Annotated in this window: 25 protein-coding genes; 19 read left to right on the top strand and 6 right to left on the bottom strand. The window is 60.1% G+C overall.

Going from position 1 to position 25,253, the window contains the following annotated elements:
• Positions 1–94 precede the first annotated feature (94 nt).
• Positions 95–2,812, bottom strand: a complete 2,718-nt coding sequence (secA, locus tag AC5YUO_RS17440) for a preprotein translocase subunit SecA (RefSeq protein WP_496156133.1) — start codon at positions 2,810–2,812, stop codon at positions 95–97.
• A gap of 242 nt (positions 2,813–3,054) precedes the next feature.
• Between secA and AC5YUO_RS17435 the strand changes: the two genes are divergently transcribed.
• The 6 genes from AC5YUO_RS17435 (at position 3,055) to AC5YUO_RS17410 (ending at position 7,237) form a co-directional block, all read left to right on the top strand.
• Entirely contained in the window at positions 3,055–3,918 is an 864-nt protein-coding gene (locus AC5YUO_RS17435; protein WP_400812963.1) for a peptidylprolyl isomerase, read from the top strand.
• 88 nt (positions 3,919–4,006) lie between these two features.
• Positions 4,007–5,248: a bifunctional glutamate N-acetyltransferase/amino-acid acetyltransferase ArgJ gene (gene argJ, locus AC5YUO_RS17430; protein WP_496156131.1), complete on the top strand. Its 1,242-nt coding sequence runs from the start codon at positions 4,007–4,009 to the stop codon at positions 5,246–5,248.
• 18 nt (positions 5,249–5,266) lie between these two features.
• A complete protein-coding gene (locus AC5YUO_RS17425) occupies positions 5,267–6,043 on the top strand; it encodes a GNAT family N-acetyltransferase (RefSeq protein WP_496156130.1) in 777 nt (258 codons plus the stop codon).
• On the top strand, positions 6,040–6,453 hold the full coding sequence (mutT, locus tag AC5YUO_RS17420) for an 8-oxo-dGTP diphosphatase MutT (protein ID WP_003500233.1): 414 nt from the start codon (positions 6,040–6,042) through the stop codon (positions 6,451–6,453). Before AC5YUO_RS17425 ends, mutT begins: the two co-directional genes overlap by 4 nt.
• Before the next feature lie 171 nt (positions 6,454–6,624).
• Entirely contained in the window at positions 6,625–6,939 is a 315-nt protein-coding gene (locus AC5YUO_RS17415) for a hypothetical protein (RefSeq protein WP_400812960.1), read from the top strand.
• A gap of 70 nt (positions 6,940–7,009) precedes the next feature.
• A complete protein-coding gene (locus tag AC5YUO_RS17410; protein ID WP_496156129.1) occupies positions 7,010–7,237 on the top strand; it encodes a Flp family type IVb pilin in 228 nt (75 codons plus the stop codon).
• A gap of 4 nt (positions 7,238–7,241) precedes the next feature.
• On the opposite strand, the gene AC5YUO_RS17405 is transcribed toward AC5YUO_RS17410, so the two are convergent.
• Positions 7,242–8,123, bottom strand: coding sequence for a methyltransferase domain-containing protein (locus AC5YUO_RS17405; RefSeq protein WP_496156128.1), 882 nt, complete (start codon positions 8,121–8,123; stop codon positions 7,242–7,244).
• Positions 8,124–8,264: 141 nt separating this feature from the next.
• Here AC5YUO_RS17405 and AC5YUO_RS17400 point away from each other — a divergent pair, with 141 nt between their 5' ends.
• The 4 genes from AC5YUO_RS17400 to AC5YUO_RS17385 are packed head-to-tail and all read left to right on the top strand — an operon-like array spanning position 8,265 to position 10,681.
• On the top strand, positions 8,265–9,056 hold the full coding sequence (locus AC5YUO_RS17400) for a ComF family protein (protein ID WP_496156127.1): 792 nt from the start codon (positions 8,265–8,267) through the stop codon (positions 9,054–9,056).
• 60 nt (positions 9,057–9,116) lie between these two features.
• Positions 9,117–9,371 (top strand): glutaredoxin 3, encoded by a 255-nt coding sequence (gene grxC, locus AC5YUO_RS17395; protein WP_003522552.1) that lies wholly within the window; start codon positions 9,117–9,119, stop codon positions 9,369–9,371.
• A 24-nt stretch (positions 9,372–9,395) separates the two neighbouring features.
• A complete protein-coding gene (locus AC5YUO_RS17390) occupies positions 9,396–10,256 on the top strand; it encodes a carbon-nitrogen hydrolase family protein (protein WP_496156126.1) in 861 nt (286 codons plus the stop codon).
• Positions 10,253–10,681: a DUF1178 family protein gene (locus AC5YUO_RS17385; RefSeq protein ID WP_400812955.1), complete on the top strand. Its 429-nt coding sequence runs from the start codon at positions 10,253–10,255 to the stop codon at positions 10,679–10,681. Before AC5YUO_RS17390 ends, AC5YUO_RS17385 begins: the two co-directional genes overlap by 4 nt.
• 38 nt (positions 10,682–10,719) lie before the next feature.
• Here the strand turns inward: AC5YUO_RS17385 and ubiG are convergent, their stop codons facing one another.
• Positions 10,720–11,472, bottom strand: coding sequence for a bifunctional 2-polyprenyl-6-hydroxyphenol methylase/3-demethylubiquinol 3-O-methyltransferase UbiG (gene ubiG, locus AC5YUO_RS17380; protein WP_496156125.1), 753 nt, complete (start codon positions 11,470–11,472; stop codon positions 10,720–10,722).
• A gap of 255 nt (positions 11,473–11,727) precedes the next feature.
• Between ubiG and AC5YUO_RS17375 the strand changes: the two genes are divergently transcribed.
• Entirely contained in the window at positions 11,728–12,516 is a 789-nt protein-coding gene (locus AC5YUO_RS17375) for an SH3 domain-containing protein (RefSeq protein ID WP_496156124.1), read from the top strand.
• Between the two features lie 67 nt (positions 12,517–12,583).
• Here AC5YUO_RS17375 and AC5YUO_RS17370 read toward each other — a convergent pair whose 3' ends face one another.
• Positions 12,584–12,841, bottom strand: coding sequence for a DUF2934 domain-containing protein (locus AC5YUO_RS17370; protein ID WP_496156123.1), 258 nt, complete (start codon positions 12,839–12,841; stop codon positions 12,584–12,586).
• A 261-nt stretch (positions 12,842–13,102) separates the two neighbouring features.
• On the opposite strand from AC5YUO_RS17370, the gene AC5YUO_RS17365 reads away from it, so the two are divergent.
• The 5 genes from AC5YUO_RS17365 to AC5YUO_RS17345 all read left to right on the top strand — a co-directional run bounded on the left by AC5YUO_RS17365 (position 13,103) and on the right by AC5YUO_RS17345 (position 18,280).
• Entirely contained in the window at positions 13,103–14,194 is a 1,092-nt protein-coding gene (locus AC5YUO_RS17365; protein WP_496156122.1) for an enoyl-CoA hydratase/isomerase family protein, read from the top strand.
• Positions 14,195–14,475: 281 nt separating this feature from the next.
• Entirely contained in the window at positions 14,476–15,462 is a 987-nt protein-coding gene (gene cysP / locus AC5YUO_RS17360; protein ID WP_020809612.1) for a thiosulfate ABC transporter substrate-binding protein CysP, read from the top strand.
• A gap of 74 nt (positions 15,463–15,536) precedes the next feature.
• A complete protein-coding gene (gene cysT, locus AC5YUO_RS17355; protein WP_496156121.1) occupies positions 15,537–16,358 on the top strand; it encodes a sulfate ABC transporter permease subunit CysT in 822 nt (273 codons plus the stop codon).
• 3 nt (positions 16,359–16,361) lie between these two features.
• Positions 16,362–17,249 carry a sulfate ABC transporter permease subunit CysW gene (cysW, locus tag AC5YUO_RS17350; protein ID WP_496156120.1) on the top strand — a complete coding sequence of 296 codons (888 nt, stop codon included), beginning with the start codon at positions 16,362–16,364 and terminating at the stop codon, positions 17,247–17,249.
• 5 nt (positions 17,250–17,254) lie between these two features.
• A complete protein-coding gene (locus AC5YUO_RS17345; RefSeq protein ID WP_400812948.1) occupies positions 17,255–18,280 on the top strand; it encodes a sulfate/molybdate ABC transporter ATP-binding protein in 1,026 nt (341 codons plus the stop codon).
• A gap of 24 nt (positions 18,281–18,304) precedes the next feature.
• Here AC5YUO_RS17345 and AC5YUO_RS17340 read toward each other — a convergent pair whose 3' ends face one another.
• Entirely contained in the window at positions 18,305–19,402 is a 1,098-nt protein-coding gene (locus tag AC5YUO_RS17340; protein WP_496156119.1) for a DNA alkylation repair protein, read from the bottom strand.
• 247 nt (positions 19,403–19,649) lie between these two features.
• Positions 19,650–21,086 carry an NAD-dependent succinate-semialdehyde dehydrogenase gene (locus AC5YUO_RS17335; protein WP_496156118.1) on the bottom strand — a complete coding sequence of 479 codons (1,437 nt, stop codon included), beginning with the start codon at positions 21,084–21,086 and terminating at the stop codon, positions 19,650–19,652.
• 617 nt (positions 21,087–21,703) lie between these two features.
• Here AC5YUO_RS17335 and AC5YUO_RS17330 point away from each other — a divergent pair.
• The 3 genes from AC5YUO_RS17330 to AC5YUO_RS17320 all read left to right on the top strand — a co-directional run bounded on the left by AC5YUO_RS17330 (position 21,704) and on the right by AC5YUO_RS17320 (position 25,010).
• Complete coding sequence (locus AC5YUO_RS17330) at positions 21,704–22,210, top strand: putative pterin-binding protein (protein WP_496156117.1); 507 nt, start codon at positions 21,704–21,706, stop codon at positions 22,208–22,210.
• A gap of 21 nt (positions 22,211–22,231) precedes the next feature.
• Complete coding sequence (locus tag AC5YUO_RS17325) at positions 22,232–24,154, top strand: putative bifunctional diguanylate cyclase/phosphodiesterase (RefSeq protein ID WP_496156116.1); 1,923 nt, start codon at positions 22,232–22,234, stop codon at positions 24,152–24,154.
• Between the two features lie 160 nt (positions 24,155–24,314).
• The gene (locus AC5YUO_RS17320) at positions 24,315–25,010 is read left to right on the top strand and encodes an FkbM family methyltransferase (protein ID WP_400812944.1); all 696 of its coding nucleotides are present in this window, start codon (positions 24,315–24,317) and stop codon (positions 25,008–25,010) included.
• Positions 25,011–25,253 lie beyond the last annotated feature (243 nt).

The raw sequence follows: 25,253 nt of genomic DNA, 5'->3' as shown, positions 1-25,253 counted from the left end.
TTGCCGATAACAGTCAACAGCGATCAAGGGGTGCAATGAAAATCGCCCGCAACCAAAGGCGCGGGCGATTTTCATTTATTTGCGATTTACTGCTTCAGGCCTGTTCGTAGACGCCGTGGCAGTGCTTGTATTTCTTGCCGGAGCCGCAGGGGCACATTTCGTTGCGGCCGATACGACCCCAGGTGGCGGGGTTTTCCGGATCGCGCTCCTCGGCCGGCACGAAGGCAGCGGGTGCGGCCTGCATGCCCTGCGCCATCTCGTCTTCGCCCGTATTGGGGTCGAGATGATGCGCGGTCATTTCCGGCAGTTCCGGCTGCTGCGGTTCCTGCTGCACCAGTTCCACGCGCATGAGCTGGGCGGTGACGGCCTCGCGCAGATTGGCGAGCAGCGCCTGGAAGAGTTCGAAGGCTTCGGCCTTGTATTCCTGCAGCGGATCGCGCTGGGCGTAACCGCGGAAACCGACGACGGAACGAAGGTGATCGAGATTGACGATATGTTCGCGCCACAGATGGTCGATCGTCTGGAGAATGACCGAGCGTTCGACATAGGTCATGATCTCGGGGCCGAAACGTTCCGCGCGCTCGGCGGCGTATTTGTCGGCGGCCTCGGTGACGCGCTGGAGAATATCGTCCTCGGCGATGCCTTCTTCCTTGGCCCATTCCTCCACCGGCAGGTCGAGGTTCAGGAACTGGGCGATGCCGGCCTTCAGGCCGGCAATATCCCACTGTTCGGCATAGGCATTTTCCGGAATATGCTTGGTGACGAGCGTTTCGATGACTTCGTGGCGCATGTCGGCTGCGGTCTCGCCGATATTGTCGGCTTCCATCAGCTCGAGACGCTGCTCGAAGATGACCTTGCGCTGGTCGTTCAGCACGTCGTCATATTTCAGAAGGTTCTTGCGTGTCTCGAAGTTGCGGGCTTCGACCTTCTTCTGGGCGCGCTCCAGAGCCTTGTTGATCCACGGATGGACGATCGCCTCGCCTTCCTTCAGGCCGAGCTTCTGAAGCATGCTGTCCATGCGCTCGGAACCGAAGATGCGCATCAGGTCATCCTGAAGCGACAGGTAGAATTTCGAGCGACCAGGGTCGCCCTGACGGCCGGAACGGCCGCGCAGCTGGTTGTCGATGCGTCGGCTTTCATGGCGTTCGGTGGCGATGACGTAGAGACCGCCGGCGGCAAGCGCCTTTTCCTTCAATACCTTGATCTCGGCGCGGATTGCCTCTTCCTTGGCGTCAAGCTCCGGACCCGGCTCCATGCCTTCCAGTTCGCGCTCGAGACGCATGTCGATATTGCCACCGAGCTGGATGTCGGTACCGCGGCCGGCCATGTTGGTGGCGATGGTGACGGCGCCGGGAACGCCGGCCTGCGAGACGATATAGGCTTCCTGCTCGTGATAACGGGCGTTCAGGACCTGGAAATCGGAGAAACCGGACTGACGCAGGAGATGTGCGAGAAGTTCGGATTTTTCGATGGAGGTCGTGCCGACGAGAACCGGCTGGCCGCGCTCATGCGCCGCCTTGATCTCGGTGATGATCGCCTGGAACTTCTCCTCGCCGGTGCGGTAAACCTCGTCGTCCTCGTCGATACGCTGGATCGGCAGGTTGGTCGGCACCTCGATGACGTCGAGGCCGTAGATGTTGCCGAATTCTTCCGCTTCCGTTGCCGCCGTACCGGTCATGCCGGCAAGCTTTTCGTACATGCGGAAATAATTCTGGAAGGTGACGGAGGACAGCGTCTGGTTTTCCGGCTGAATCTGCACCTTTTCCTTGGCTTCGAGAGCCTGGTGCTGACCTTCGGAATAACGGCGGCCCGGCATCATGCGGCCGGTGAATTCGTCGATGATGACGATTTCGTCGTTACGGACGATGTAGTCCTTGTCGCGGGTGAAGAGCTTGTGGGCCTTCAGCGCATTGTTGATGTGGTGGACGATGGCGACGTTTTCGACGTCATACAGCGATTCGCCCTTCAGCAGGCCCGCCTGCCGCAGCAGGTTTTCGAGCTTCTCGGTGCCTTCTTCGGAGAAGTTGGCCGAGCGCTGCTTCTCATCGATTTCGTAATCTTCCGGCGTCAGCAGCGGAATGAAGGCGTCGATGGTGTTGTAGAGGTCGGAACGGTCGTCCAGCGGGCCGGAAATGATGAGCGGCGTGCGCGCTTCATCGACCAGGATCGAGTCGACTTCGTCGACGATCGCGTAATTGTGGCTGCGCTGCACCATCTGGGCGCGATCATATTTCATGTTATCGCGCAGATAATCGAAGCCGAGTTCGTTGTTCGTCGCGTAGGTGATGTCGCAGGCATAGGCCTCGCGGCGCTGGTCGTCGTCCAGACCGTGTACGATGACGCCGGTCGTCAGGCCGAGGAAGCCATAAAGCCTGCTCATCGTGGCGGCGTCGCGCTTGGCGAGATAGTCGTTGACGGTGACGACATGCACGCCCTTGCCGGCGAGCGCGTTGAGGTAAACCGCAAGGGTCGCCACCAGCGTCTTGCCTTCACCGGTCTTCATTTCGGCGATGGCGCCGCCATGCAGAATCATCGCGCCGGTCAGCTGTACGTCGAATGGGCGCATGTGCAGAACGCGGCGCGAGGCTTCGCGGGCGACGGCGAAGGCCGGGATCAGAATATCGTCCAGCGTCTTTCCGTCGGCCAGTTGCTGGCGGAACTCCGCCGTCTTGGCTGCGAGCGCTTCGTTGGAAAGCGCCTTGGTGGCCTCTTCCAGCGCATTGATGGCTGCGATCTTGCTTTTATAGGAGCGGACGCGGCGATCATTTGCCGAACCGAACAACTTGCGGGCTATTCCGCCGAGACTGACCATCTTACTGGCCCTTTCTGAAATTCCGTTTTGCCGGGCGCTTTTCTCCGTCACGCTGTTTTCAGCATAAATGACGGACTTCGCCCTTCAACGTATCTGGACGCGAGGTTGCGTGACAGATAAGAGGGGGGGCAAATGATGTCAACGGTTCTGCCCGTTACAGAATGGCCACAATCCGGTGTTTGGAAGTTTTTTCAGAGCCGGAAACCATGTCTGGAGCCGGCATTGTCCCCGAAAGGTTCAAAATGTTGCGCTATAATAAAATTGCGGCCGCGGTGATTGTGGCCACGCTCGGCCTCCAGCTTCCGGCTTTCGCGCAGGAAGACAAGGTCGTCGCCAAGGTCGGCGATCTGGAAATCCACCAGTCCGAACTCGACCTCGCCATGGGCAACCTCGACCCGCAGCTCGCGCAGCTTCCCGACGAGCAGAAAAAGGTCGCAGCCCTTTCCGGCGCGATCGACGTCAAGCTTCTGGTGAAGAACGCCAGCGCCGAAGGTCTGGAAAAGACTGAAGATTTCAAGAAGCGCATGGAATTCATCCAGGACCGCGAACTGCACAACGCCTATTTCCGCAAGCATGTGGTCGACGCCGTCACCAATGACGAAGTGAAGGCCCGCTACGACAAGGAAGTCGCAGCCCTGCCGCAGGAAGAGGAAATCAAGGCCGCGCACATCCTCGTCGCCAGCGAGGACGAAGCCAAGGACATCATCAAGCAGCTTGATTCGGGCAAGGATTTCGCAGCGCTCGCCAAGGAAAAGTCGACCGATTCCAACAAGGATGACGGCGGCGATCTCGGCTGGTTCGGCAAGGGCCGCATGGTGCCGGAATTCGAAGAAGCCGCTTTCGGCCTCGAAAAGGGCGCCTATACCAAGGCTCCGGTGAAGACCCAGTTCGGCTTCCACGTCATCAAGCTGGAAGACAAGCGCATCGCTCCGCCGCCGGCTTTCGAGCAGGTCGAGCCGCAGGTTCGTCAGCTTGTCATGCGTGACAAGTACGTTGCCCTCATCGAGAAGGCAAAGGCTGACCAGAAGATCGAAATCATGGATGAGACGCTGAAGAAGGGCTACGACGAAGCCACGAAGGAACAGCAGGCTCAGCCGCAGCAGTAAGAATTCAGGTTACGGGGCGGCTTAAGAGCCGCCCCGTTTCATCTCAGGCATTTCCTACCTCCCATTTCCAGAATTTCAGGCGCTTCCCATGTCCGTTGCCGTTTCCCCGCTCGCTCCGAAATCCTATCCCGACATGCCCGCGCTGCGCGGCGTTCGCATGGCGACGGCCGCCGCCGGCATCAAGTACAAGAACCGCACCGACGTTCTCCTGATGGTGTTCGACAAGCCGGCAAGCGTGGCCGGCGTCTTCACCAAATCGAAATGCCCCTCGGCACCGGTTGATTTCTGCCGCGCCAATCTCGGCGGCGGCGTGGCCCGTGCCGTGGTGGTCAATTCCGGCAACGCCAATGCCTTTACGGGCTTGAAGGGCAAGGCCGCGACCGAGCTGACGGCGAAATCCGCCGCCGCCGCCGTCGGCTGCTCGCAAGGCGAGGTCTTCCTGGCATCGACAGGCGTGATCGGCGAGCCGCTGGATGCCTCGAAATTTGCCGGTGTTCTCGGCGACATGAATGTCAGGGCGGAAGCCGATTTCTGGCAGGAAGCCGCCAAGGCGATCATGACGACCGACACCTATCCCAAGGTTTCGACCCGAACGGCCGAGATCGGCGGCGTTGTCGTCACGATCAACGGTATTTCCAAGGGTGCCGGCATGATCGCGCCCGATATGGCGACGATGCTCTCCTTTGTGGTGACGGATGCCGATATTGAACCGGCCGCCTTGCAGGCCCTGCTTTCGGCCGGTGTCGGCCCGACCTTCAATTCCGTGACTGTCGATAGCGATACCTCCACTTCCGATACGCTGATGCTGTTTGCCACGGGTGCGGCGGCCGAAGATGGTCAGGTGAAGGTGACAAGCGCCGATGACGAGCGCCTGTCCTCCTTCCGCGCCGCGCTCAACGATCTCCTGAAGGATCTGGCGTTGCAGGTTGTTCGCGATGGCGAAGGCGCGCGCAAGATGGTGGAAGTCACCGTGACGGGTGCGGAAAACGATGCCGCCGCCAAGAAGATCGCTCTTTCCATCGCCAATTCGCCGCTGGTGAAGACCGCTGTTGCGGGCGAAGACGCCAATTGGGGCCGCGTCGTGATGGCCGTCGGCAAATCGGGCGAAATGGCCGACCGCGACCGCCTCGCCATCTGGTTCGGTGGCGTGCGTGTGGCCGTGAACGGCGAGCGCGACCCCGATTATTCGGAAGCGGAGACCAGTGCCGTCATGAAGCTGGAGGATATCACGGTGAAGGTGGATATCGGCCTCGGCAATGGCACGGCCACGGTCTGGACCTGCGATCTGACCAAGGAATATGTTGCGATCAACGGCGACTACCGGAGCTGACCGTTGGAGCCGAAGAGAATGCAGGACAACAAGGCCGTCAATCTGCCGCTGGTTCGCCGTCTGGAAGCCGTCAGCTTCCGGGCATGGCCTGCCTCGTCGGTGATTTATGACGGCAGCTGGCAAATCCGCCTCACGGGTTCGCATCCCTCCAAGCGTATCAACTGTGTGGTGCCGCTCGATCCCTCCGATTACGGCAATTGCGCAGTGCGGTTGGAAAAGGCGCGCAAGCGTTTCGAGGATTTCGGCCGACCGCTGGTGGTGCGCGAAACGACGCTGATGCCGCCGCAGCTCAGGGATTTTCTGGTGAATGACGGCTGGTCCGTGTTCGAAGAGGTCATGGTCATGACGGCCGATCTCTCCGGCATGGAGCTGCCGGAAACGCTGGTCAGCCTGCCGAGCCATGATATCGGGCGTTTTGTCGAGGCGAGCATCAAGGTCAGCGACGGTGACCCGGCGCTGCGTCCGGCAATCGCGGAAATCGTCAGTTCCATCAAGCCGACGCTCGGCCTCTTCATCAACGAGGAAGTGGAGGGCAACCCGCTCGCCACCGTGATCTGCGTGCAGGATAATGATCTTGCCGGCATCATCTCGCTTGATGTCGAAAAGTCGCAGCGCAAAAAAGGCCTCGGCACGCAGGTTCTGTCGTCGGCCCTCCGCTGGGCCAGAATCAGCGGCGCAAAAACCGCCTGGCTGCAAGTGGTCTCCACCAATGCGCCGGCGATCGCGCTTTATGAAAAATTCGGCTTCTCCGAGGCTTATCGTTATCGCTACTGGCGCAAGGGTTCAGGCGAATGAGCGAAGCTGGCAAAAAAATCCTGCTGGTCGCCGCCTGCGCGCTTCTCGATCAGGATGGCCGTATTCTTCTGGCGCAGCGGCCGGAAGGCAAGTCGCTTGCCGGCCTTTGGGAGTTTCCCGGTGGCAAGGTGGAGCATGGCGAGACGCCGGAGGAAACCCTTGTCCGTGAACTGGACGAGGAACTGGGCGTCAAAACCAAGGTCGCCTGTCTCGCACCGCTGACATTTGCCAGCCACACCTATGAGACCTTTCACCTCCTGATGCCGCTTTATGTGTGCCGTCGTTATGAAGGCATCGCCCATGGTCGCGAAGGACAGGCGATTAAATGGGTCAAACCCCAGGCGCTGCGCGATTATCCCATGCCGCCGGCCGATGAGCCGCTCATCCCCTTCCTCCAGGATTTGCTGTAGAATCGAGGGACCGCTACGGCCCTCCTGCCTCATCCCGTCACAGCTTCGTGAAAACGCCTCTCTTCCGGTGCTTTACCGTGCCAAAACGGGGCTTCGTTAAGAGATCGTTCAGCACCCTCTGGCAGATTGTTAAGCTAAAGAAGCGGTAAACTGCGCGAGACGAGGTTGGTCATGAACGAGGATTTCTGGAAGACGGTGGAAGGTCGTCACTTGTATTCCGACAAATCCCGTCGCACCGGCGTGCTCAATGTGGCGCTGCTTTTCGGCACGGCGGTTATCGCGCTCTCGCTGATCGTCACCCCCATGCTTGCCGGAAAATCCTCCACGCGGGTGGCGCAGTTTCCCGATAATTACGACATGATCAGCACGGGCTCCATCAAGAAGACCGATGTCGGCAAGACCTACTCCATCCGTCGCAGCGTCACCCAGCCGATGCCGGAAATGCCCTGTGTGGTCACGGGTTATAGCAACGAGAGCGGTTGCTGATCGTTTACCATCAACGGTAACGGATTCCTCACATCGCCGACCTAATATAGAGCTGATTTCAACAGGGCGGATGCCGGTTGTCGCAACGCACCGGATGGTGGATGGGGAATATCCTGTGCTGCATTTTTTTATCAATTTTTGCAAAAATGAAGACGGTGCGACAGCGATTGAATATGGCCTGATCGCAGGGATAATTTCCGCAGCACTTATCGCCGGCCTCGGCAACATCAGCACCAATATCAATGCCGTGTTTCAATTCATCGTAGACACTTTGAAAGAGTTGAAGCCGTCGGGCTGATCGTTCAGGAGAGCTTCACCTCGGTCGTCTTCAGGGCATCGGCAAGCCGCACCTTGGCGGAGCCGGGTTTGAGCGGTTTCTGCTGGCTTTCGTGCGGCGCCCAGCCTGACACATAAATGATGGAAAATGTTGCCCTTATCCGCCCGTCGGGGTCGGAATAGCGTTCGGCGTAAAGCTCTGCCGCGCGCAGGAAAAAGGCGCGGTTGAGGGGTTTTCTGCTGCGGCTTGCCAGCGGATTGGCCATGCCCATGGCACGCAGGTCGCGCATCAGCGGGAAAATCGAATCGTAACGCACCGTGTAGCTTTCCGCATCGGTCACAGGGAGCGCAAAACCGGCACGCTGCAAAAGTGCGCCGACATCGCGCACATCGGCGAAGGGAATGACACGCGGGCTGGCGCCTCCGGTCAGTTCCGCCTCGGCGGTTAGCAGCACGTCGCGCAGTTCCTGCAGGGTGCCGCTGCCGGGAATGGCGCCGAGAAACAGCCCGTCCGGCTTCAATGCCCGGCGGATCTGGATCAGCGCGCCGGGCGTGTCGTTGGTCAGATGCAGGGCAAGCGGTGAAACGATGAGATTGGCGGAGGCCTCCTCAATCGGCAGATGCTCCATGGACGCGGCCTCGGGAATATTCGCATCCGTTGCAAAACAGCTCTCCGTTTCGATACGGCGAATGGTATCCACCTTGCCGGTTTCCGCAAGCCGCCGGGCGGTGACGCCCGTTCCGCCATGCAGTTCGATCGCGGTCTCGAATTTGCGCTCCACGATGGCAAGACGGTCAGCCAGCTCTTCGGCCGCCATATCGAGAAGAAACAGGGCCTTGTCGTCGCGCCGGGTCCATGCCCGGTGGCGGTTTTGTTCGATCAGGGCCTGGTCAAAGAGAATATCCATCGTCGTGCCTGCTCGGCCTCAGACGCCTTCGGGATCGGCGGGCCGTATGTTGCTGTCATGCCGCTTCGGGCATCATTTCCGGTATCGCGCCGGAACATATCGCTCTCGCAAAGGCACCCGTTCGGCGGTAAAGTCAACCTCATGGGTGCTGGTGAAAGTCTGTTTTCGGGGTTGCTGTCGAAGTCCGCGGCCGTGCCGGCGGCAGCAGGGGACATGTGGCGTGCGATCTTCCGTATGGTTTACCCGCCAAGCTGCGCGGGCTGCACCCGCATGACCGGCGGCGAGGGTGCCTTATGTGCGGATTGCTGGCGGGATGTCGCCTTTATCGACCGCCCTTTTTGCGAGGTTCTGGGCATTCCCTTCGCGCGGGATCATGGAGACGGTTTCGTGAGCGGACAGGCGATTGCCGAACCGCCGCCTTTTGACCGCCTGCGCGCCGTCGCAAGCCATGAGGGAACCGCCCGCAAGCTCGTGCACCGGCTGAAATATCAGGACCGGACCGATCTCGCCCGCCTGATGGCGCTGTGGATGCTGAGGGCAAGTGACGGAACGGTGAATGCCTGTGATTGCATCGTGCCCGTTCCATTGCATCGTCGCCGTTTCCTGCGTCGCCGCTTCAATCAATCCGCCGAGCTGGCACGGCATCTCGCCAAGGCCTCCGGCAAGCCCTTGGCTGCCGGAACGCTGCTGCGCGTGAAGCCGACCGAGCGGCAGGTGGGGCTTTCCGCGCTGGCCCGGCGGGACAATGTGCGCGGGGCTTTCGCGCTCGCGCCCGGCCGTGAAACCGATGTCCATGGCAAGCGCGTGGTACTGGTGGACGACGTCTATACCACCGGCGCGACGGTGGGTGCGGCAAGCCGCGCCCTGCGCAGGGCCGGTGCCGCGGATGTGACGGTTTTGACCTTTGCAATGGCCATTTCCGGCCCTATATGAAACCTGAATGACATGACTTTATCGTGCGTTTTACCGCACGTTTGCGAGGGCTTTGAAAACATGGCACCGGTGACGATCTATACGCGGGATTTTTGTGGTTATTGCGCGCGCGCCAAGGCGCTGCTGGACAGCAAGGGCGTGGATTACGCCGAATATAACGCCACGACGACGCCGGAATACCGGCAGGAAATGATCGAAAAATCCGGCGGAACGACGTTCCCGCAAATCTTCATCAACGGCCAGCATGTGGGCGGTTGCGACGATCTGCACGCGCTGGAGCGTGCCGGTAAACTGGACGCGCTGCTGGCCGCCTGATCGGCTCGATTGACGGAGGAAGTGATGAGTTTCAAGGCTGCCGCCATTCAGATGCGCTCCGGCGTCGACCCGGCAAGAAACGCCGCCGATATGGAACGGCTGGTGCGTGCGGCTGCAGCCGAAGGCGCCGTTTATGTGCAGACCCCGGAAATGACGGGTGCGATCCAGAAGGACAGGCAGGCGTTGCGTGCGCAACTGCGCGATGACGATGGCGATATCATCGTTGCGACGGCCGCCCGTCTCGCCCGCGAACTCCGCATTCATGTCCATGTCGGCTCCACGGCCATTGCCCGCCCGGATGGCAAGATCGCGAATCGCGGTTTTCTCTTCGCGCCTGACGGTTCGCGCATCTGCAGCTACGACAAGATCCATATGTTCGATGTCGATCTCGACAATGGCGAAAGCTGGCGTGAAAGCGCTGCTTATCAACCCGGCGAAGTGGCGCGTATCGCCGAACTGCCGCTGGCGAAATTCGGCTTTGCGATCTGCTATGACGTCCGTTTCCCGCAGCTTTTCCGCGCGGAAGCGCTGGCGGGTGCCGAGGTTCTGACCGTTCCGGCGGCTTTCACCCGGCAGACGGGGGAGGCGCATTGGGAAATCCTGTTGCGTGCCCGCGCCATCGAAAACGGCGCTTTCGTCATTGCCGCGGCGCAGGCCGGCGTGCATGAGGACGGGCGCGAGACCTTCGGCCATTCCATCATCATCGACCCATGGGGCAAGGTTCTGGCCGTTGCCGGCGGCGCTGGAGAAGAGATCATCTTCGCCGAGATCGACACGGCGCTGGTGGCGGCTGCGCGTGGCAAGATTCCCAATCTTCGGAATGCCCGCGAGTTCGGTCTGGACACGGTTATTCCCCTGAAACCTGCCGGAGGTGAAGCGGCGTGATCCGTTATGCGCTGTCCTGTGAAAAGGGCCATGAGTTCGAAGGCTGGTTTGCCGGTAGCGACGATTTCGACAATCAGTTGCAGCGCGGCTTGCTGTCCTGCCCAGTCTGCAATTCCGTGCAGGTTTCCAAGCTGTTGATGGCACCTTCGGTTTCCACCGCCCGCAGGAAAGACGAGCGCCAGACACTGGCCATGGATGCCGCCAGAAAAGAGGCGCTGGCGAAAATCCGCGAGGCCGTCGCCAATATCCGCTCCAATGCCGAAGATGTTGGCGATAAATTTCCGGAGGAAGCCCGCAAGATCCACTATGGCGAGGCGGATGAGCGCGGCATCATCGGTAACGCCTCGGCGCAGGAAGCCAAGGCCCTGCTGGACGAGGGTATCGAGATTGCGCCGCTGCCGGTGCTGCCCGACGACGTCAACTGAATTTCTTTAGAACGACATCACTCACAGAGTGCCCGGCGTTACGCTTGTGCCGGACGTTTCGCCAGCATCATATAGTTGACGTCCATGTCCGGCGAGAGATTCCAGCGATCCTGCAGCACGTTATAGAAGACGCCGGTGCGGTGGATGATATCCATGCCGCTCGCCACCAGCGGCCGCTCGAGTTCTTCCGGGCGGACCAGCTTTTCATATTGGTGTGTGCCGCGCGGGAGCCAGCGCAGCACGTTTTCGGCGGCGAAGATCGCCAGCGCCCGGGCTTTGAGCGTGCGGTTGATGGTGGCGGCGAACATCAGCCCGCCGGGGCGCACCATTTTCGCACAGGTGGTGACGAACAGATCGACATTGGCCACATGCTCCACCACCTCCATGTTGAGGATGACGTCGAAGGTTTCGCCGGCTTCCTGCAACTGTTCGGCGGTCACGGCACGATAGTCGACGCTGACCCCGCTTTCGCGGGCGTGGGTGGAGGCGATGCCGATATTCTTTTCCGAAGGATCGGCGCCCACCACATCGGCGCCCATGCGTGCAACGGGTTCGGAGAGAAGGCCGCCGCCGCAGCCAATATCCAATATGCGCAGCCCTTCCAGCGGGCGGTGCGCCTTCGGGTCGCGGCCGAAATTGTCGCAGATGCGGTTGCGGATATATTCGAGCCGCACCGGATTGAACTTGTGCAGCGGGCGAAACTTGCCGGTCGGGCTCCACCATTCCGCAGCCATCGCGGAGAAGCGATCCACCTCGCTCTGGTCGACGGTCGTCTGTGCGGTTTCGCTCATGGTTCTGCTCCATATTGCCGTTGCACTGAAGTCGGATGATTGCCCCCCGAAGTCAAGACCGGCGGTCCATTCCGCCGGCAAATTGTCGGGTGCTGATTGCCGCAGGTGGAACTGATGAGGCGCCTTATTTGTTTCATGCTGCGTTCATCGACGGGCGCGTATTTTCCGATCGTGGCTTTATGCCAACACATGCTCGTCCATCGAAGAGATGGATGCCGACAAGGGCAAAGCGGGCCTTTGCTTGAGGAGAAAGAAGTGAAGAACAGATTGTTTGGCGCAATAGCGCTGGTGGCCATGCTCGCTGCGCCGGCTCTTGCCGAAGCTGCGACGCGCGGTTTCGCCACCGCGAATGTGAATATGCGCTCCGGCCCGAGCACGGCTTATCCGGCCGTCGTGGTGATTCCGAATGGCGCGCCGCTCACCGTCCACGGCTGCCTGTCGGACACGCCCTGGTGCGATGTCTCTTTCGTGGGCGGTCGCGGCTGGGTTGCCGGGCGTTACATCGCCACGACCTACCGGCAGAACCGGGTCTATGTCGAACCGCGTTATTACCGCGATCTCGGCGTGCCGGTGATCACCTTCGAAGTCGGCCGTTATTGGGACCGTTATTATCGCGACCGTGACTTCTACCGCGAGCGCGACCGCTGGCGTCGTCCGCCGCCGTCTGGCGGTTACTGGAACGCCCCGCCTCCGCCGCCCCGCGCCGACTGGGATCGCCCGCGTCCGCGTGACGAATGGCGTGACGGACGCCGGGACGAGTGGCGTGACCCTCGCCAGGGCGGCGGCCCGAACGATGGCCGCTGGGAACGCCGTTACGGCGACTGGAACCAGGGTGACAGAAATCAGGACAGACCGCGTCGCGATGACGACCGGCGTCGCTGGGAAGACGAAAATCGGGATCGCAATCGCGATGGCCAGCGGAACCAGGATGAAGGCCAGCGTCGCCCCGAGCGCCGCCAGTGGGATGAACAGCGCCGTGCGCCTGACGCGGGAAATCGCGGGGATGACTGCCGGATCAGCGAAAAGGGTTGTGACCCGCGCTAAACAGACAAAGCCCGGCGAGATCGTCGGGCTTTTTCATTTATGGCTTCCGCTTACCTTCTCGGGGCCTTTATTTCGCGGCGGCAGCCTTGCGGGCACGGCTCTTGGGTTTTGCCGGAGCTTCCGCATCCGGTGCGGTTTCGGCAGCAGCGGTCTTGGGAGCGGCCTTCTTGCGCGTCGCGGGTTTCGTCGCTTCCGATGTCTTCAGCAGCGAAAATTCATGCTTGGCCTGCTCCCAATGGTGCGCGTCACGCCCATGGGGATGGCCTTCCTTTTCCCAGAGTGTATAGGCCCGTTTACTGATCCATTCGTGTTCCGAAACCTGCATGCTCGTCTCCCGTTGCTGTTTACAGCGCCTTTGAGAAGGCGACATTCCGCTTGGTCCGGCACACGCTCGACAGGAATCAATGCCGGCATTTCCAGAGCCCATTACATGCCATGATTTTCCGGGCGTCAAGCAAACATGCTGCATTGCGAAAACCGATTTCTGGCATTTTCTGCCCGTTAAAGCGGTTTGAGCGAAAGACGTTCCCGAAAGACAAGATCAACGTTGCGTGAACGCGCCGGGGCGGCCAAGATGGCCGGATAAATGGCAGCGGAGGAGGCGGTCTTGGAACAGAGAACGGAAACGGATGCGCAGGTGATCGTCGAAAAACGGGGAGGGGCAGGCATCATTCGCCTCAATCGCCCGAAGGCCATCAACAGCCTGACGTTGCCGATGGTGCGCGGTCTGTTTCAGGCGCTTCAGCGTTTCGAGGAGGAGCCCGACGTTTCCTGTGTGGTGCTGACCGGAGAAGGCGACAGGGGGCTTTGCGCCGGGGGCGATGTCCGCATCATTCACGATCTCGGCAAGGCGGGTGATCCTCAGGTGCTTGATTTCTGGCGGGAAGAATTTCCGCTCAACTATCGCATCGCCCATTACAGCAAGCCCTATGTTGCGCTGATGGACGGCATCGTCATGGGCGGCGGCGTCGGTATTTCCGCCCATGGCAGCCACCGCATCGTCACCGAACGCACGCGGCTCGCCATGCCGGAAACGGGTATCGGTTATTTCCCCGATGTTGGCGGGTCCTGGCTTTTACCGAGAACGCCCGGCGAATGCGGCACCTGGCTCGGGTTAACGGGCAACGCCGTCAATGCTGCGGATGCGATTTATGCCGGCTTTGCCGATCATCTTGTTCCTTCGGACCGCCTCGACGGGCTAGTCCAGGATTTGTCGCAGGCGGCGGACATAGACAGCATCGAGACGGCGATCACGGCGCGCGCGGTTGAGCCCGGTGAAGGCGTTTTATCCACAAATCGGGATGTCATCGATGCGACATTCCGTTTTGACAGGGTCGAGGAAATTTTCGCCGCACTTGCGGCGCGCCACGATGCGTTTTCGCGCGAGACCCTCGAGGTTCTGCAAAAACGCTCCCCCACCAGCCTGAAACTGACCCTGAAGCTGCTGCGCCTCGGCCGGGAAAGCGCAAGTCTCATTGAATGCCTCGAAAGGGAATTTGCCGCCGGTACGGAGATATTGCGGCGGCACGATTTTTACGAAGGCGTGCGTGCGGCTCTGGTCGACAAGGACCGCAATCCCCGCTGGCGGCCTGCCCGGCTGGAAGAGGTGAGCGAGGAAGACCTGGCGCCTTACCTTGTCGCGCATTCCGGCAATCTGTTTCCCGAGCATCGTCTTTGATCAGCGTATACCAGTAGTCCGCTAATCTCCTCCCTCATCTCTGTGACAAGCCCAGGAATGAGTGCTGCGGGGAGCCACGAATGTCGTCTTTCCCGCCGAGCTTGCCTGAAAGGCTGGCGCAAAAGAAATCCGGCTTCCCGCTTCATATGAAATCATCGCCTTTCAGGCTTGAATTAATTAGGCGAAATTTCCAATCGATGCCTGCGCAAAGCACGCCTGTTTCTCGTCGCTGTTGCTGCCGCCCGTTATGTTGAGCACCATTCGAATTGCCGGGGGTATTCATGAAACGTCTTCTCATTATCGGTACTGCCATTGCCGCTCTTTTTGCAGGTGCGGCGCAGGCCCAGTCTCCGACCACCATTCTCAACGCATCATACGATGTCGCCCGTGAAGTCTTCGCGGCCGAGAACGAGGCGTTCATCAAGCTGCATCCGGGCGTCACCGTCGACCAGTCGCATGCCGGCACCTCCAAGCAGGCGCGCGCCATCGTCGAGGGTCTGGAAGCCGATGTCGTCACCTTCAACCAAGTCACCGACGTCGATTTTCTGGTGAAGCAGGGCTTCGTTTCCGCCGACTGGAAGAAGGATTTTGCGAATGATGCATCGCCCTTCTATTCCTTCCCGTCCTTCCTCGTGCGCGCCGGCAATCCCAAGGGTATCAAGGACTGGGACGATCTGGCCCGCGACGACGTGAAGATCGTCTTCCCCAATCCGAAGACCTCGGGTAATGCCCGTTACACCTATCTCGCCGCCACGGCTTATGCCAAGGAGAAGTTCAACGGCGATGAGGCGAAGGTTCAGGCATTCGTCAAGAAGATCTTCGACAATACGCCGGTGTTCGACACCGGAGGCCGTGCCGCCACCACCACTTTCGTGGAGCGTGAAATCGGCGATGTGCTGATCACCTTCGAAGCAGAGACCCGCGGCATCGCCAAGCAATATGGCGCAGACAAGGTGGAAGGCGTGGTGCCCTCCGTCAGCCTGCTCGCTGAATTCCCGGTGGCGGTGGTGGACAAGGTCGTCGACAAGCGCGGTTCGCGCGATCTGGCGAAGAGCTATCTCGACTTCCTCTATACCGAGGAAGGCCAGCGCATCGCTGCCGAATTCGGCCACCGCGTCCATAATGAAAAGGTCGTCGGCGAGTTCAAGGACAAGTTCCCGGCCATTCGCCTTGTCAATGTCGATGATGTCTTCGGCGGCTGGGATAAAATCCAGAAAGAGCATTTTGCATCCGGCGCGACGCTTGATACGCTTTACGGCAGCCGTTAATCACAGCGATACGCAACAGGTAAAAGACCCGGCGGGAAACCGCCGGGTCGCTTTTTGATGAATGGGGGCGGGGTTTGAAGCGGAATGTTCTGCCGGGGCTGAAATTGTCGCTCGGCGTTACCCTGACTTATGTCGCCATCATCGTGCTCCTGCCGCTCTCGGCGCTGGTGTTCAAGGCGGCAAGCCTCGGCCCTGTCGAATATTGGTCGATCATCTCCTCGCCCCGAGCCGTCGCCAGTTATCGCGTTACCGTGCTCTGCGCCTTGGCCGCGACACTGTTCAACGTCATTTTCGGGCTGGCGCTCGCCTGGGTGCTGACGCGTTACCGCTTTCCGGGCTGGCGCATCGTCGACGCCATCGTCGACCTGCCGTTCGCGCTGCCCACCGCCGTTGCCGGCATCGCGTTGACGACACTGTTTGCGGGCAATGGCTGGTTCGGCTCGGTGCTTTCCCAATTCGGCATCAAGGTGGCCTATACGCCCGTTGGAATCATGGTGGCGATGGCCTTTACCAGCCTGCCCTTCATCGTGCGCACCGTGCAGCCGGTGCTGGAAGATCTCGACCCGGCGCTGGAGGAGGCGGCGCAGTCGCTTGGCGGCTCCGATCTCGAAATCTTCCGAAAGGTCATCCTGCCATTGCTGGCGCCGGCGTTACTCGCCGGTCTGTCGCTCTCCTTCGCCCGCAGCCTCGGCGAATTCGGAGCGATCATCTTCATCGCCGGTAACCAGCCGTTTTCGACGGAGATCACCGCGCTGCTGATCTTCATCCGGCTGGAAGAATATGATTATCAGGCGGCCGCCGCCATCGCCTCCGTGCTGCTCATCACTGCCTTCGTGATGCTGGCGGTGACCAATTATCTGCAGGCGCGTGCGCTTCGTTATACGGTGAGGGGTTAAGAGATGAGCGTCGTTTCTTCACACCGCAAGCCGCCACGCGTCGGCGACGCGCCTCTCGTTCGCCGCAGCCTGATCGCCTTCGTATTGGTCATCGGCGCCCTGTTGGTCGTGGCGCCGCTTATCATCATCGGCGTCGAGGCGTTTTCGCAAGGCTGGAAGGCCTATTCCGCCACCATCACCCATCCCGATACCCGGCACGCCATCATGCTGACGGTGCTGACGGCGCTGATCGCCGTGCCGGTCAATACGGCCTTTGGTGTCGCGGCCGCATGGGCGATCACCAAGTTCGACTTCCCCGGCCGACGCTTTCTGCTGGTGCTGATCGAAATACCTTTCTCGATCTCGCCGATCGTTGCCGGTGTGGCCTATCTCTTCGTTTACGGCCTGCAGGGGCTTTTCGGCCCGTTCCTCGATGCGCATGACATCAAGATACTTTTTGCGCTTCCCGGCATCGTCATCGCCTCGACGTTCGTCACAGCACCTTTCGTGGCGCGCGAGCTTATCCCGCTGATGCAGGCGCAGGGCCGCGATCTGGAAGAGGCGGCGACTTCGCTCGGCGCATCCGGCTGGCGCACCTTCTTTTCGGTGACCTTGCCGAACATCAAATGGGCGCTGCTGTATGGCGTCGTACTCTGCAATGCCCGCGTGATGGGTGAGTTCGGTGCCGTATCGGTGGTGTCGGGTAATATTCGCGGCCAGACCAACACGCTGCCGCTGCATATCGAGTTGCTCTACCACGATTACCAGACGGCTGGCGCCTTCGCCTCGGCCTCGATCCTCGCTACTCTCGCCGTCGTCACCATCATTGCCAAGGTAGCGCTGGAACGGCGCGGCGCCGGGCGCGGGGCCAAAAAGACCAACGGCGATGCCGCCATCGCCACGGAGACCTGATTCCCATGAAAATCCGCCTCGAAAATGTGGTGAAGACCTTCGATACGTTCCGCGCCGTGCGCGACGTTTCGCTGGATATCGAAAGCGGCGAGCTTCTGGCCCTGCTCGGACCCTCGGGTTCCGGCAAGACCACGATTTTGCGCATGGTCGCCGGTCTCGAATATAGCGACGGCGGCCGCATCTTTTTCGGCGACGAGGACGCCACCAATATTCCGGTGCGGGACCGCGGCGTCGGTTTCGTATTCCAGCATTATGCGCTTTTCCCGCATATGACCCTGCATCAAAACATCGCCTTCGGCATGAAGGTCTCGAAAGTGAAGCGCGACAGGGCGGCGATTGACGCCCGCGTCGAGGAGCTTCTGCGGCTGGTGAAGCTCGATGGTCTGGGCGACCGTTTCCCGGCGCAGATTTCCGGCGGCCAACGGCAGCGCGTGGCGCTGGCGCGTGCGCTTTCGGTCGATCCCAAGGTGCTTCTGCTCGATGAGCCTTTCGGGGCGCTGGACGCCAATGTCCGCCGCGATCTGCGTCGCTGGCTGCGGGAAATTCACGATTCTCTGGGCATCACCACGATTTTTGTGACGCATGACCAGGAAGAGGCGCTGGATCTTGCCGACCGTGTCGTCATCCTCAATCAGGGTGAGATCGTGCAGCAGGGTACGCCGAAGGACGTCTGCCGCCAGCCGAACAGCGCCTTCGTCATGCGCTTTCTGGGCGATGCCAACCGGGTGTCCGGCGTGGCGCGTGGCGGCAAGGTCTATGTCGGCGATAACGAGCTGCCTTTCTCCTACGCACAAGGCGACGGCGCGGTGGATATCTATGCCCGCCCCGGCGATCTCGAATGGGAAGATTTGCATGAGGGCATTCCCGCCTCGGTGGCACGGGTTCTCGACCGTGCGGGCGAACGCCGGGTGATTGCCAGCACCGATGGCGGCGATCTTCTGGAATTCGACGTGCCGCCGGAAAACGATGTCGCTGCGGGAGACCGCGGTTCCGTCATCATTCGCCGGGCAAAGATTTTCCCGGCCGCGTGAGGCGCGGCGGGGCGCTCGCCGGATTCAGATCAGAAGTTCGAAGGCGCTTTCCGCCACCAGCCTGCCATTGATCATCAGGTCGACCCTGTGAAGGCCGGCATAGTGCTTGCGGGTGGTGAAATCTCGTATGGCGCGGCTGATCGACAGCGCGCATGTCTCACCGGGCTGAAGCTCGATCTCTTTCCACTTGAAGACTTTCGCGGAGGCATCGCCGCTCTTCTTCACGTAGTGCACGGCGTAGTCGATCACCAGCTTCTGCGGGCGTTTCGCCGTCGAAGTAAAAGAGGCTGAAATCCGAACGGGGTTGCCGAGAGCCACCTTGTCTGGCGTGACCTGAAATGTCGCAAGCGCAATTTCCGCTTCCGCATGTGCACCGAGATGGGCAAGCGCTGCGGCATCGCCCTTCTTGATCAATGTGCGCAGGGCCTGCCGGGTGATCCAGCGCGTATGCGGATTGTCCTTCGGCCATGCATCGATGAGCGCCAGCACGAAGGCGGGGTTATCCTTGGTGATGTCGTTCAGATGATTGGCGACGGATTTGCGCACATAAAGCGCTTCATCGGCTTTCATCGCGTCGAGGATTGCGGTCACTGGTGAGGGATCGTCGATCAGGGGTTTGAGCTGGAACGACCATGGCAGGCGCGGCCGGCAGCCTTCGCTCGCCAGCCGCCGCACATGCTCGTTTTCGTGCCTTGACCATGTTTCCATCACGGCAAGGGTGCGGGCCATATCCTTTTGCAGGAAATGACGGATGGCGAATTCCGAGGAACCGAAACGGGTGAAATAGGACAAGGCCCGCATGGAAAGATCGAAATCATCGAGACCGTAGAGGGCCACATATTCCGGCAGCGAAATGGAGGCGAAACCGTTGCCGATGCCCGGCGCTGCGGCGGTCAGGATCTCGATGTTGCGGGCATAGTCGCCGGGAAGCGTGGCGTGCAGGCTCGTGGCCACCTGCCGCATGCGCTGCATGATGCCCAGCGCTTCCAGATTGGCGGTGGCGAGCGCCATGAAGGCGGAAACGTCAAAGGATGGATGAACGGCCTTGGTCTCATCGGCGATATGCCGCAGTTTTTCGCGGTTGAAGATTTCCTTCAATGCCGGTGCCGCTGTATCGCTCATATCGCCCCTCGAAGTTCACTTTTTGTTCTTTTATAAGGCAGGGTGAGCCCGGGGGCAAGGGAAGACTGCGCAGCTATCGGAGGTGAGGATGGATCGAGCGAATGCACCTTGCCTCCTTCTCCCCGCCGGGGAGAAGGTCGCGGCAGCGGGATGAGGGGGCAACGGCAAAGATACACGGAGAGCTCGCCCCCTTATCTGCCCTTCGGGCATCTTCTCCCCGGCGGGGAGAAGAAATTTCAAGGCCAACTCAGCTCATCTGGCTGACGAATTTGGTCTCCAGATAGGCCTGAACCGCTTCCGAACCGCCTTCCGTGCCGTAACCGGAATCCTTGATGCCGCCGAAGGGGACTTCGGGGAGAGCAAGGCCGTTATGGTTGATGGTCAGCATGCCGGCCTCGACCTGATGGCCGAGTGCATGCGCGGTCTTGACCGAGCCGGTGAAGGCGTAGGATGCGAGGCCGAAGGGCAGGCGGTTCGCTTCGGCAACCGCATCGTCGAAGCTCGAGAAGCGGTTGATGATCGCGACCGGGCCGAAGGGCTCGTCATTCATGATTTTCGCTGACGTCGGCACATTGGCGAGAACCGTCGGCTCGAAGAAGTTACCCTTGTTGCCGATGCGGCGACCGCCGGTCTTCAATTCGCCGCCATGGGAAACCGCGTCGTTGATGAGCCCTTCCAGTGCGGGAATGCGGCGCTCATTGGCGAGCGGGCCCATGATGACGCCCTCTTCCAGCCCGCTGCCGACCTTGATGGCCTTCGTCGCTTCGACGAAACCTTCGAGGAAGCGGTCGGCCACGCCGTCCTGCACGAGGAAGCGGGTGGGGGCGACGCAGACCTGGCCGGCATTGCGGAACTTGGCAAGCGAGGTGACTTCGATCGCCTTGTCGATATCGGCGTCGTCGAAGATCATGACGGGCGCATGGCCGCCGAGCTCCATCGTGGCGCGTTTCATGTGCTTGCCGGCCAGCGCCGCCAGATGTTTGCCGATGGGGGTGGAGCCGGTGAAGGATATCTTGCGGATGACCGGATGCGGGATCAGATATTCCGAAATTTCTGAGGGAACGCCATAAACGAGACCGATGACGCCAGCCGGCACGCCCGCATCCACAAAGGCGCGGATCAGTTCCGCAGGCGATGCCGGCGTTTCTTCCGGCGCCTTGACGATGATGGAGCAGCCGGTGGCAAGTGCTGCGGAAAGCTTGCGGACGATTTGGTTGATCGGAAAGTTCCACGGCGTGAATGCCGCGACGGGACCGACCGGCAGCTTGATGGCCAGCTGCGAAACGCCGGTCGCGCGCGCCGGGATAACCTGCCCGTAGGTGCGGCGGGCCTCTTCGGCGAACCAGTCGATGGTGTCGGCAGCGCCCATGATTTCGGTGCCCGATTGCGCCAGCGGCTTGCCCTGCTCGCGGGTCATCATATAGGCGATCCTGTCCTTGCGCTCGCGCAGGATATCCGCCGCCTTGCGCATGATCTTCGAACGCTCGAAGGGAGAGGTATCGCGCCACAGCCTGAAACCGCGCTCGGCGGCGGCAAGCGCCAGATCGAGGTCTTCCTTCCCGGCATGGGCAATCGCACCGATAATCTCGTCGGTTGCCGGATCGGATACGGCGATCGTCTTGCCGGAAACGGCGTCTCGCCATTCGCCATCAATGAGAAGTTTGATGTCGGGATAGGTGTGCATAGGGGCTACCTTCATGATGCGGCCGATACGGCGAAATGCCGTCCGGCCCGGAGACGTGAACAGAATTTTCCTGGCCGGACGATATCCGGCATCGCGGCTTTCGCTGCGCGGAACATGTGTCTGGGCATTTCCGGCAAGAGGCTTCTGGAATTGCCGGAAACGGAAACGACAGCCTTTATATTAAGGTCCGGGCGGTATGTTTCAACCGTGTGCTCCGGCAAACGTCATGATTTTTCTGTGACGCGGAATTTGTCATTCGTCATTTCAATCTGGCGCGGAGATGGAGCGGCGCATGCGCGGCTACCTTACGCGAATCAGATGAACCTGCCGGACCGCGAAAGGCTCTCGCCACAATTCGGCCGTTGTCGCATCTGACGAATTACCGGGAGGGGGCTCCGGCGCTTGTCGCTTGCGTCATAACGGGACGTGTGGCCCGAAAAAATACAATAAGACGGAAAAATTATCCAAAGGGTTTACTCAAAACCTAGAGAAAATACGGATAAAATCTCAGTGAGGATATAACATCCATTCCTGATATATATTGCTGGTGTCGGTTCCCTTAACCTTCAAAGGTTGGCGAAAACCCTCGACCTGAACGTTATCGATGGAGAAAAAGTATGAGTTTCGCCCGGGTACTTCTCAGTGCGTTCTTGTCGCTCGTGTGGCTTTCCTGTGCCGGGGCCGCGGAAATTGCCAAACCGCAAGGAAAACCGATATTAACCATATCCGGAAACATCACCAATACGAATGCCGACGGTGCCGCGCAGTTTGATCGCGACATGCTGGAGGCGCTCGGCATGGAGACGGTGGAAACCACGACACCCTGGCATGATGGCCGTGTCCGTTTCGATGGCGTTTCGCTGGCGAAATTGATGGATATCGTCGGCGCAAAGGGCACAAGCGTCACGGCAGTCGCTCTCAACGATTATGTCAGTACGATACCGATTGAAGATTTTAAGAAATTTAACGTTATTCTGGCGATCAAGCTGGATGGCAACTACATGACAGTTCGCGAAAAAGGCCCGTTGTTCGTCATTTATCCCTATGACAGCGATCCGGAGCTGCAGAAGCAGACCTATTATTCGCGGTCCGCATGGCAAGTTGCCAAACTGATAGTGGAATAAAGGTGCCGTTTGCGAAAACTTGTGGCGGTGATCATCTGTTGCTTTGTCCTGGCAACGGGCTATATCGCTTTCGTCATTGCCGAGCGGCAGACCGCTCTGCAGAAATTTGCCCGCTACAATGATTCCTGGGCCGTCAGCCAGACCGTAGCCGAATATCTGCGTCTCCAGAACAAGCTGGCCGTCTTTGCGCTCAGTCCCGGCAAGATCGACCGGGATGAATTGCAACTGCGTCTGGATATCATGCTGAGCCGTCTTGAGCTTCTGAAGCAGGGCAATCTGGGCGCTTTCATCAATGAAAAGCCGCAATGGCGGGATCTCGTAACCCGCCTCGATGCCGTTCTGGCGCGCCTGGAGCAGGAGGTGAACAGCCTCAACCCGGCGGAGGTACCCGATCTGCTGTCGGCGATGAGCGCGCTCGATGCGCCGATGACGACGCTTGCCTCGTCCTCCGTCGCTTATGACGTCAATCTGATCGATACGGCCCATGAGGATGTGCGCAAGCTGCACATCGTTTACACCGCGCTGGCGGGCGGCCTGATCCTGTGCGGTATCGCGCTTGTCATATTGCTGCTTCGCCAGAACGATCTCCTGAACCGCGCGCAGAAAAGCATGCGCGGCCTGACGGACGATCTGCGCGCCGCCACGCTGGAATTGCAGGCGAAGAATGTCCGGCTCGAGCACGATGCCTATCACGACGCGCTGACGGGGCTGCCGAACCGCGCGCTGTTCCGGCAGGAACTGATCGAGAGGTTGCGCCGATCCTTCGGCGGCACGGGAACGACGGCCATCCTCCTGCTCGATCTCGACGGGTTCAAGGACGTCAACGATACGCTCGGCCATGATGCGGGCGATGCGCTGCTTCAGGCCGTGGCACAGCGCCTTTCGGCCATTGGCGGCGATTATGACATGGTCTGCCGTCTGGGTGGCGACGAATTTGCCGTCGTTTCCGACGACCTGAACGAGGATGCCGCCCGTCGGCTGGCCACCAAGCTTATCGACCAGATCAGCCGCACCTACCAGTTGGGTGAACAGGAGGTCAAAATCGGCACCTGCGTCGGCATTGCCATATCGCATGGGGCTGTCGATGCGGATGAATTGTTCAAGCGTGCGGACCTGGCGCTTTATGAAGCGAAAGCCATCGGCCCGGGCCGGGCGAGTGTGTTCAAGGTCCGCATGCAGAAGCAGCTGACCGAGAAGAAATCCTTCGAGGCCGATCTGCAGACCGCGTTGCAGAACGACGAGATGGAGGTTTATTACCAGCCGCAGGTGGCGACCCAGACACGCAAGCTTTGCGGCTTCGAGGCACTGCTGCGCTGGAAACATCCCGTGCGTGGCGATGTGCCGCCCAGCGTGTTCATTCCCGTGGCGGAAAGAACCGGTCTTATCCATTCGCTCGGAAAATGGGTGATGGAGACCGCGTGCCGCGAGGCCATGCGATGGGACGAAGACATGAAGGTGGCGGTCAATCTTTCGCCGGTTCAGTTCCACAGCACCACTCTCATCCAGAACGTCATGGGCGCGCTTGAGAAAAGCGGGCTGGAACCAAGCCGGCTCGAGCTTGAAATCACCGAATCGATCCTGCTCAACAAGAGCGACCAGACGATCAACACGCTGTCGCGGCTGAAGGCCGTCGGCATCCAGATCGCCATGGATGATTTCGGCACCGGTTATTCCTCGCTCGCCAATTTGCGCGGTGTGCCCTTCGACAAGATCAAGATCGACCGCTCGTTCCTGCGCGATATCACCAGCGACCGCGACGCGCTGGCGATCGTGGAATTCGTGGTGGGTGTGGGACGCAGCCTGCGGATGACGACGATTGCGGAAGGCATCGAGACGGAAGAGCAATATGAATGCGTGAGGCGTCTGGGATGCGATCAGGTTCAGGGATATCTGATCAGCCGGCCATTGCCGGCCAAGGAACTCGTGGCCTGGAGTTCCGTTTGAGAGGTGCCCGTTTGCCGGTGGTCGTATCTTGAATTTTTACCACGTCATAGTGTTGCTTGCGAAAACCGATATCGGTTGCCGCTCCGATGCTGTAGAGCATTCCCGGTCGATATCGGATCATTCCAACGACGCGGCCGGGTTTTGCGAAAAGGCTTGAGACATGGAAATACTGGACGTGCATGGAGTTGCCCTTCCCCTCTCTTCCGATGAGGTGTCGCCCGTCATCTGGCAGGCGCTGACCGACGGCAGCTATGAGGCGAAAGAGGCTCGCAGCGTCCTGAAAGCCATCAGGCCCGGTGATCGGGTTCTGGAACTGGGATCGGGTATCGGGATCATCACGTCGATCATCGCCGGCATTGAGGATGTTTCCGTCTGGGCGTTCGAGGCCAACCCCTCCACGGCGGCGCTGGCAGAACGGGTGATCAAGGCCAATTGCCGTGGCAATGTCGTGTTTTCACAGGGGCTTCTCACCGCCGACGAGCCGAGCTCCTATCCTTTTTACGTTCGCAGGGATCTCTGGATGTCGTCCATGGACGAAAATCAGGGGCCTTATGAAAAGCGCATCGAAATCTCCTCCGCCAATATCGATGAATTTATCGCCAGCCGCGGCATTACCGCGCTCGTCATGGATATCGAGGGCGCGGAGCGCGATCTGCTCGGCAGGGCCGATCTGACCGGCGTAGAGCGGATATTCGTGGAGCTGCACGACCATCTTTACGGTCTCGCCGGGGTTCGCGACATCATGCAGGCGCTGACCGCCAAGGGATATGCCTATGATCCGCGCGGTTCGCGCGGGCCCTGTGTCCTGTTTTCGAAGGACGATAGTCCGAGGGAATACGATCCCGAGGTCGACTGAGGCCGAAGAGGCCGCGCCGAATTCACGGAACCGTCCGCCCGCCATCTCGTTCTTTCCCTTGCATGAGGGCGCGGAGCGGGTTGATGCGCGTACCGGAATTGGTATGCGGTTCGAGAAGATAATTTCATAAACAGCAATTCATTGCCAATTATTGTTGCAATTGTCGCAATCGCTGTCCTGCGTCATCATCCCTCCATCAAACCGGCGCACAACAGACCGCACCGGAGATGCCAACGCAACCGA

The sequence above is a fragment of the Agrobacterium sp. LEGMi-208b genome (assembly GCF_059511785.1).
The sequence above is the reverse complement of the archived record's forward strand: the minus strand, read 5'-3'. Positions and strand labels throughout refer to the sequence as shown.

Bases quoted from the DNA above. Each gene is read 5' to 3' on its own strand.
- secA (WP_496156133.1), bottom strand. From the start codon at position 2,812: ATGGTCAGTCTCGGCGGAATAGCCCGCAAGTTGTTCGGTTCGGCAAAT.
- AC5YUO_RS17435 (WP_400812963.1), top strand. From the start codon at position 3,055: ATGTTGCGCTATAATAAAATTGCGGCCGCGGTGATTGTGGCCACGCTC.
- argJ (WP_496156131.1), top strand. From the start codon at position 4,007: ATGTCCGTTGCCGTTTCCCCGCTCGCTCCGAAATCCTATCCCGACATG.
- AC5YUO_RS17425 (WP_496156130.1), top strand. From the start codon at position 5,267: ATGCAGGACAACAAGGCCGTCAATCTGCCGCTGGTTCGCCGTCTGGAA.
- mutT (WP_003500233.1), top strand. From the start codon at position 6,040: ATGAGCGAAGCTGGCAAAAAAATCCTGCTGGTCGCCGCCTGCGCGCTT.
- AC5YUO_RS17415 (WP_400812960.1), top strand. From the start codon at position 6,625: ATGAACGAGGATTTCTGGAAGACGGTGGAAGGTCGTCACTTGTATTCC.
- AC5YUO_RS17410 (WP_496156129.1), top strand. From the start codon at position 7,010: ATGCCGGTTGTCGCAACGCACCGGATGGTGGATGGGGAATATCCTGTG.
- AC5YUO_RS17405 (WP_496156128.1), bottom strand. From the start codon at position 8,123: ATGGATATTCTCTTTGACCAGGCCCTGATCGAACAAAACCGCCACCGG.
- AC5YUO_RS17400 (WP_496156127.1), top strand. From the start codon at position 8,265: ATGGGTGCTGGTGAAAGTCTGTTTTCGGGGTTGCTGTCGAAGTCCGCG.
- grxC (WP_003522552.1), top strand. From the start codon at position 9,117: ATGGCACCGGTGACGATCTATACGCGGGATTTTTGTGGTTATTGCGCG.
- AC5YUO_RS17390 (WP_496156126.1), top strand. From the start codon at position 9,396: ATGAGTTTCAAGGCTGCCGCCATTCAGATGCGCTCCGGCGTCGACCCG.
- ubiG (WP_496156125.1), bottom strand. From the start codon at position 11,472: ATGAGCGAAACCGCACAGACGACCGTCGACCAGAGCGAGGTGGATCGC.
- AC5YUO_RS17370 (WP_496156123.1), bottom strand. From the start codon at position 12,841: ATGCAGGTTTCGGAACACGAATGGATCAGTAAACGGGCCTATACACTC.
- AC5YUO_RS17365 (WP_496156122.1), top strand. From the start codon at position 13,103: ATGGCAGCGGAGGAGGCGGTCTTGGAACAGAGAACGGAAACGGATGCG.
- cysP (WP_020809612.1), top strand. From the start codon at position 14,476: ATGAAACGTCTTCTCATTATCGGTACTGCCATTGCCGCTCTTTTTGCA.
- cysW (WP_496156120.1), top strand. From the start codon at position 16,362: ATGAGCGTCGTTTCTTCACACCGCAAGCCGCCACGCGTCGGCGACGCG.
- AC5YUO_RS17345 (WP_400812948.1), top strand. From the start codon at position 17,255: ATGAAAATCCGCCTCGAAAATGTGGTGAAGACCTTCGATACGTTCCGC.
- AC5YUO_RS17340 (WP_496156119.1), bottom strand. From the start codon at position 19,402: ATGAGCGATACAGCGGCACCGGCATTGAAGGAAATCTTCAACCGCGAA.
- AC5YUO_RS17335 (WP_496156118.1), bottom strand. From the start codon at position 21,086: ATGCACACCTATCCCGACATCAAACTTCTCATTGATGGCGAATGGCGA.
- AC5YUO_RS17330 (WP_496156117.1), top strand. From the start codon at position 21,704: ATGAGTTTCGCCCGGGTACTTCTCAGTGCGTTCTTGTCGCTCGTGTGG.
- AC5YUO_RS17320 (WP_400812944.1), top strand. From the start codon at position 24,315: ATGGAAATACTGGACGTGCATGGAGTTGCCCTTCCCCTCTCTTCCGAT.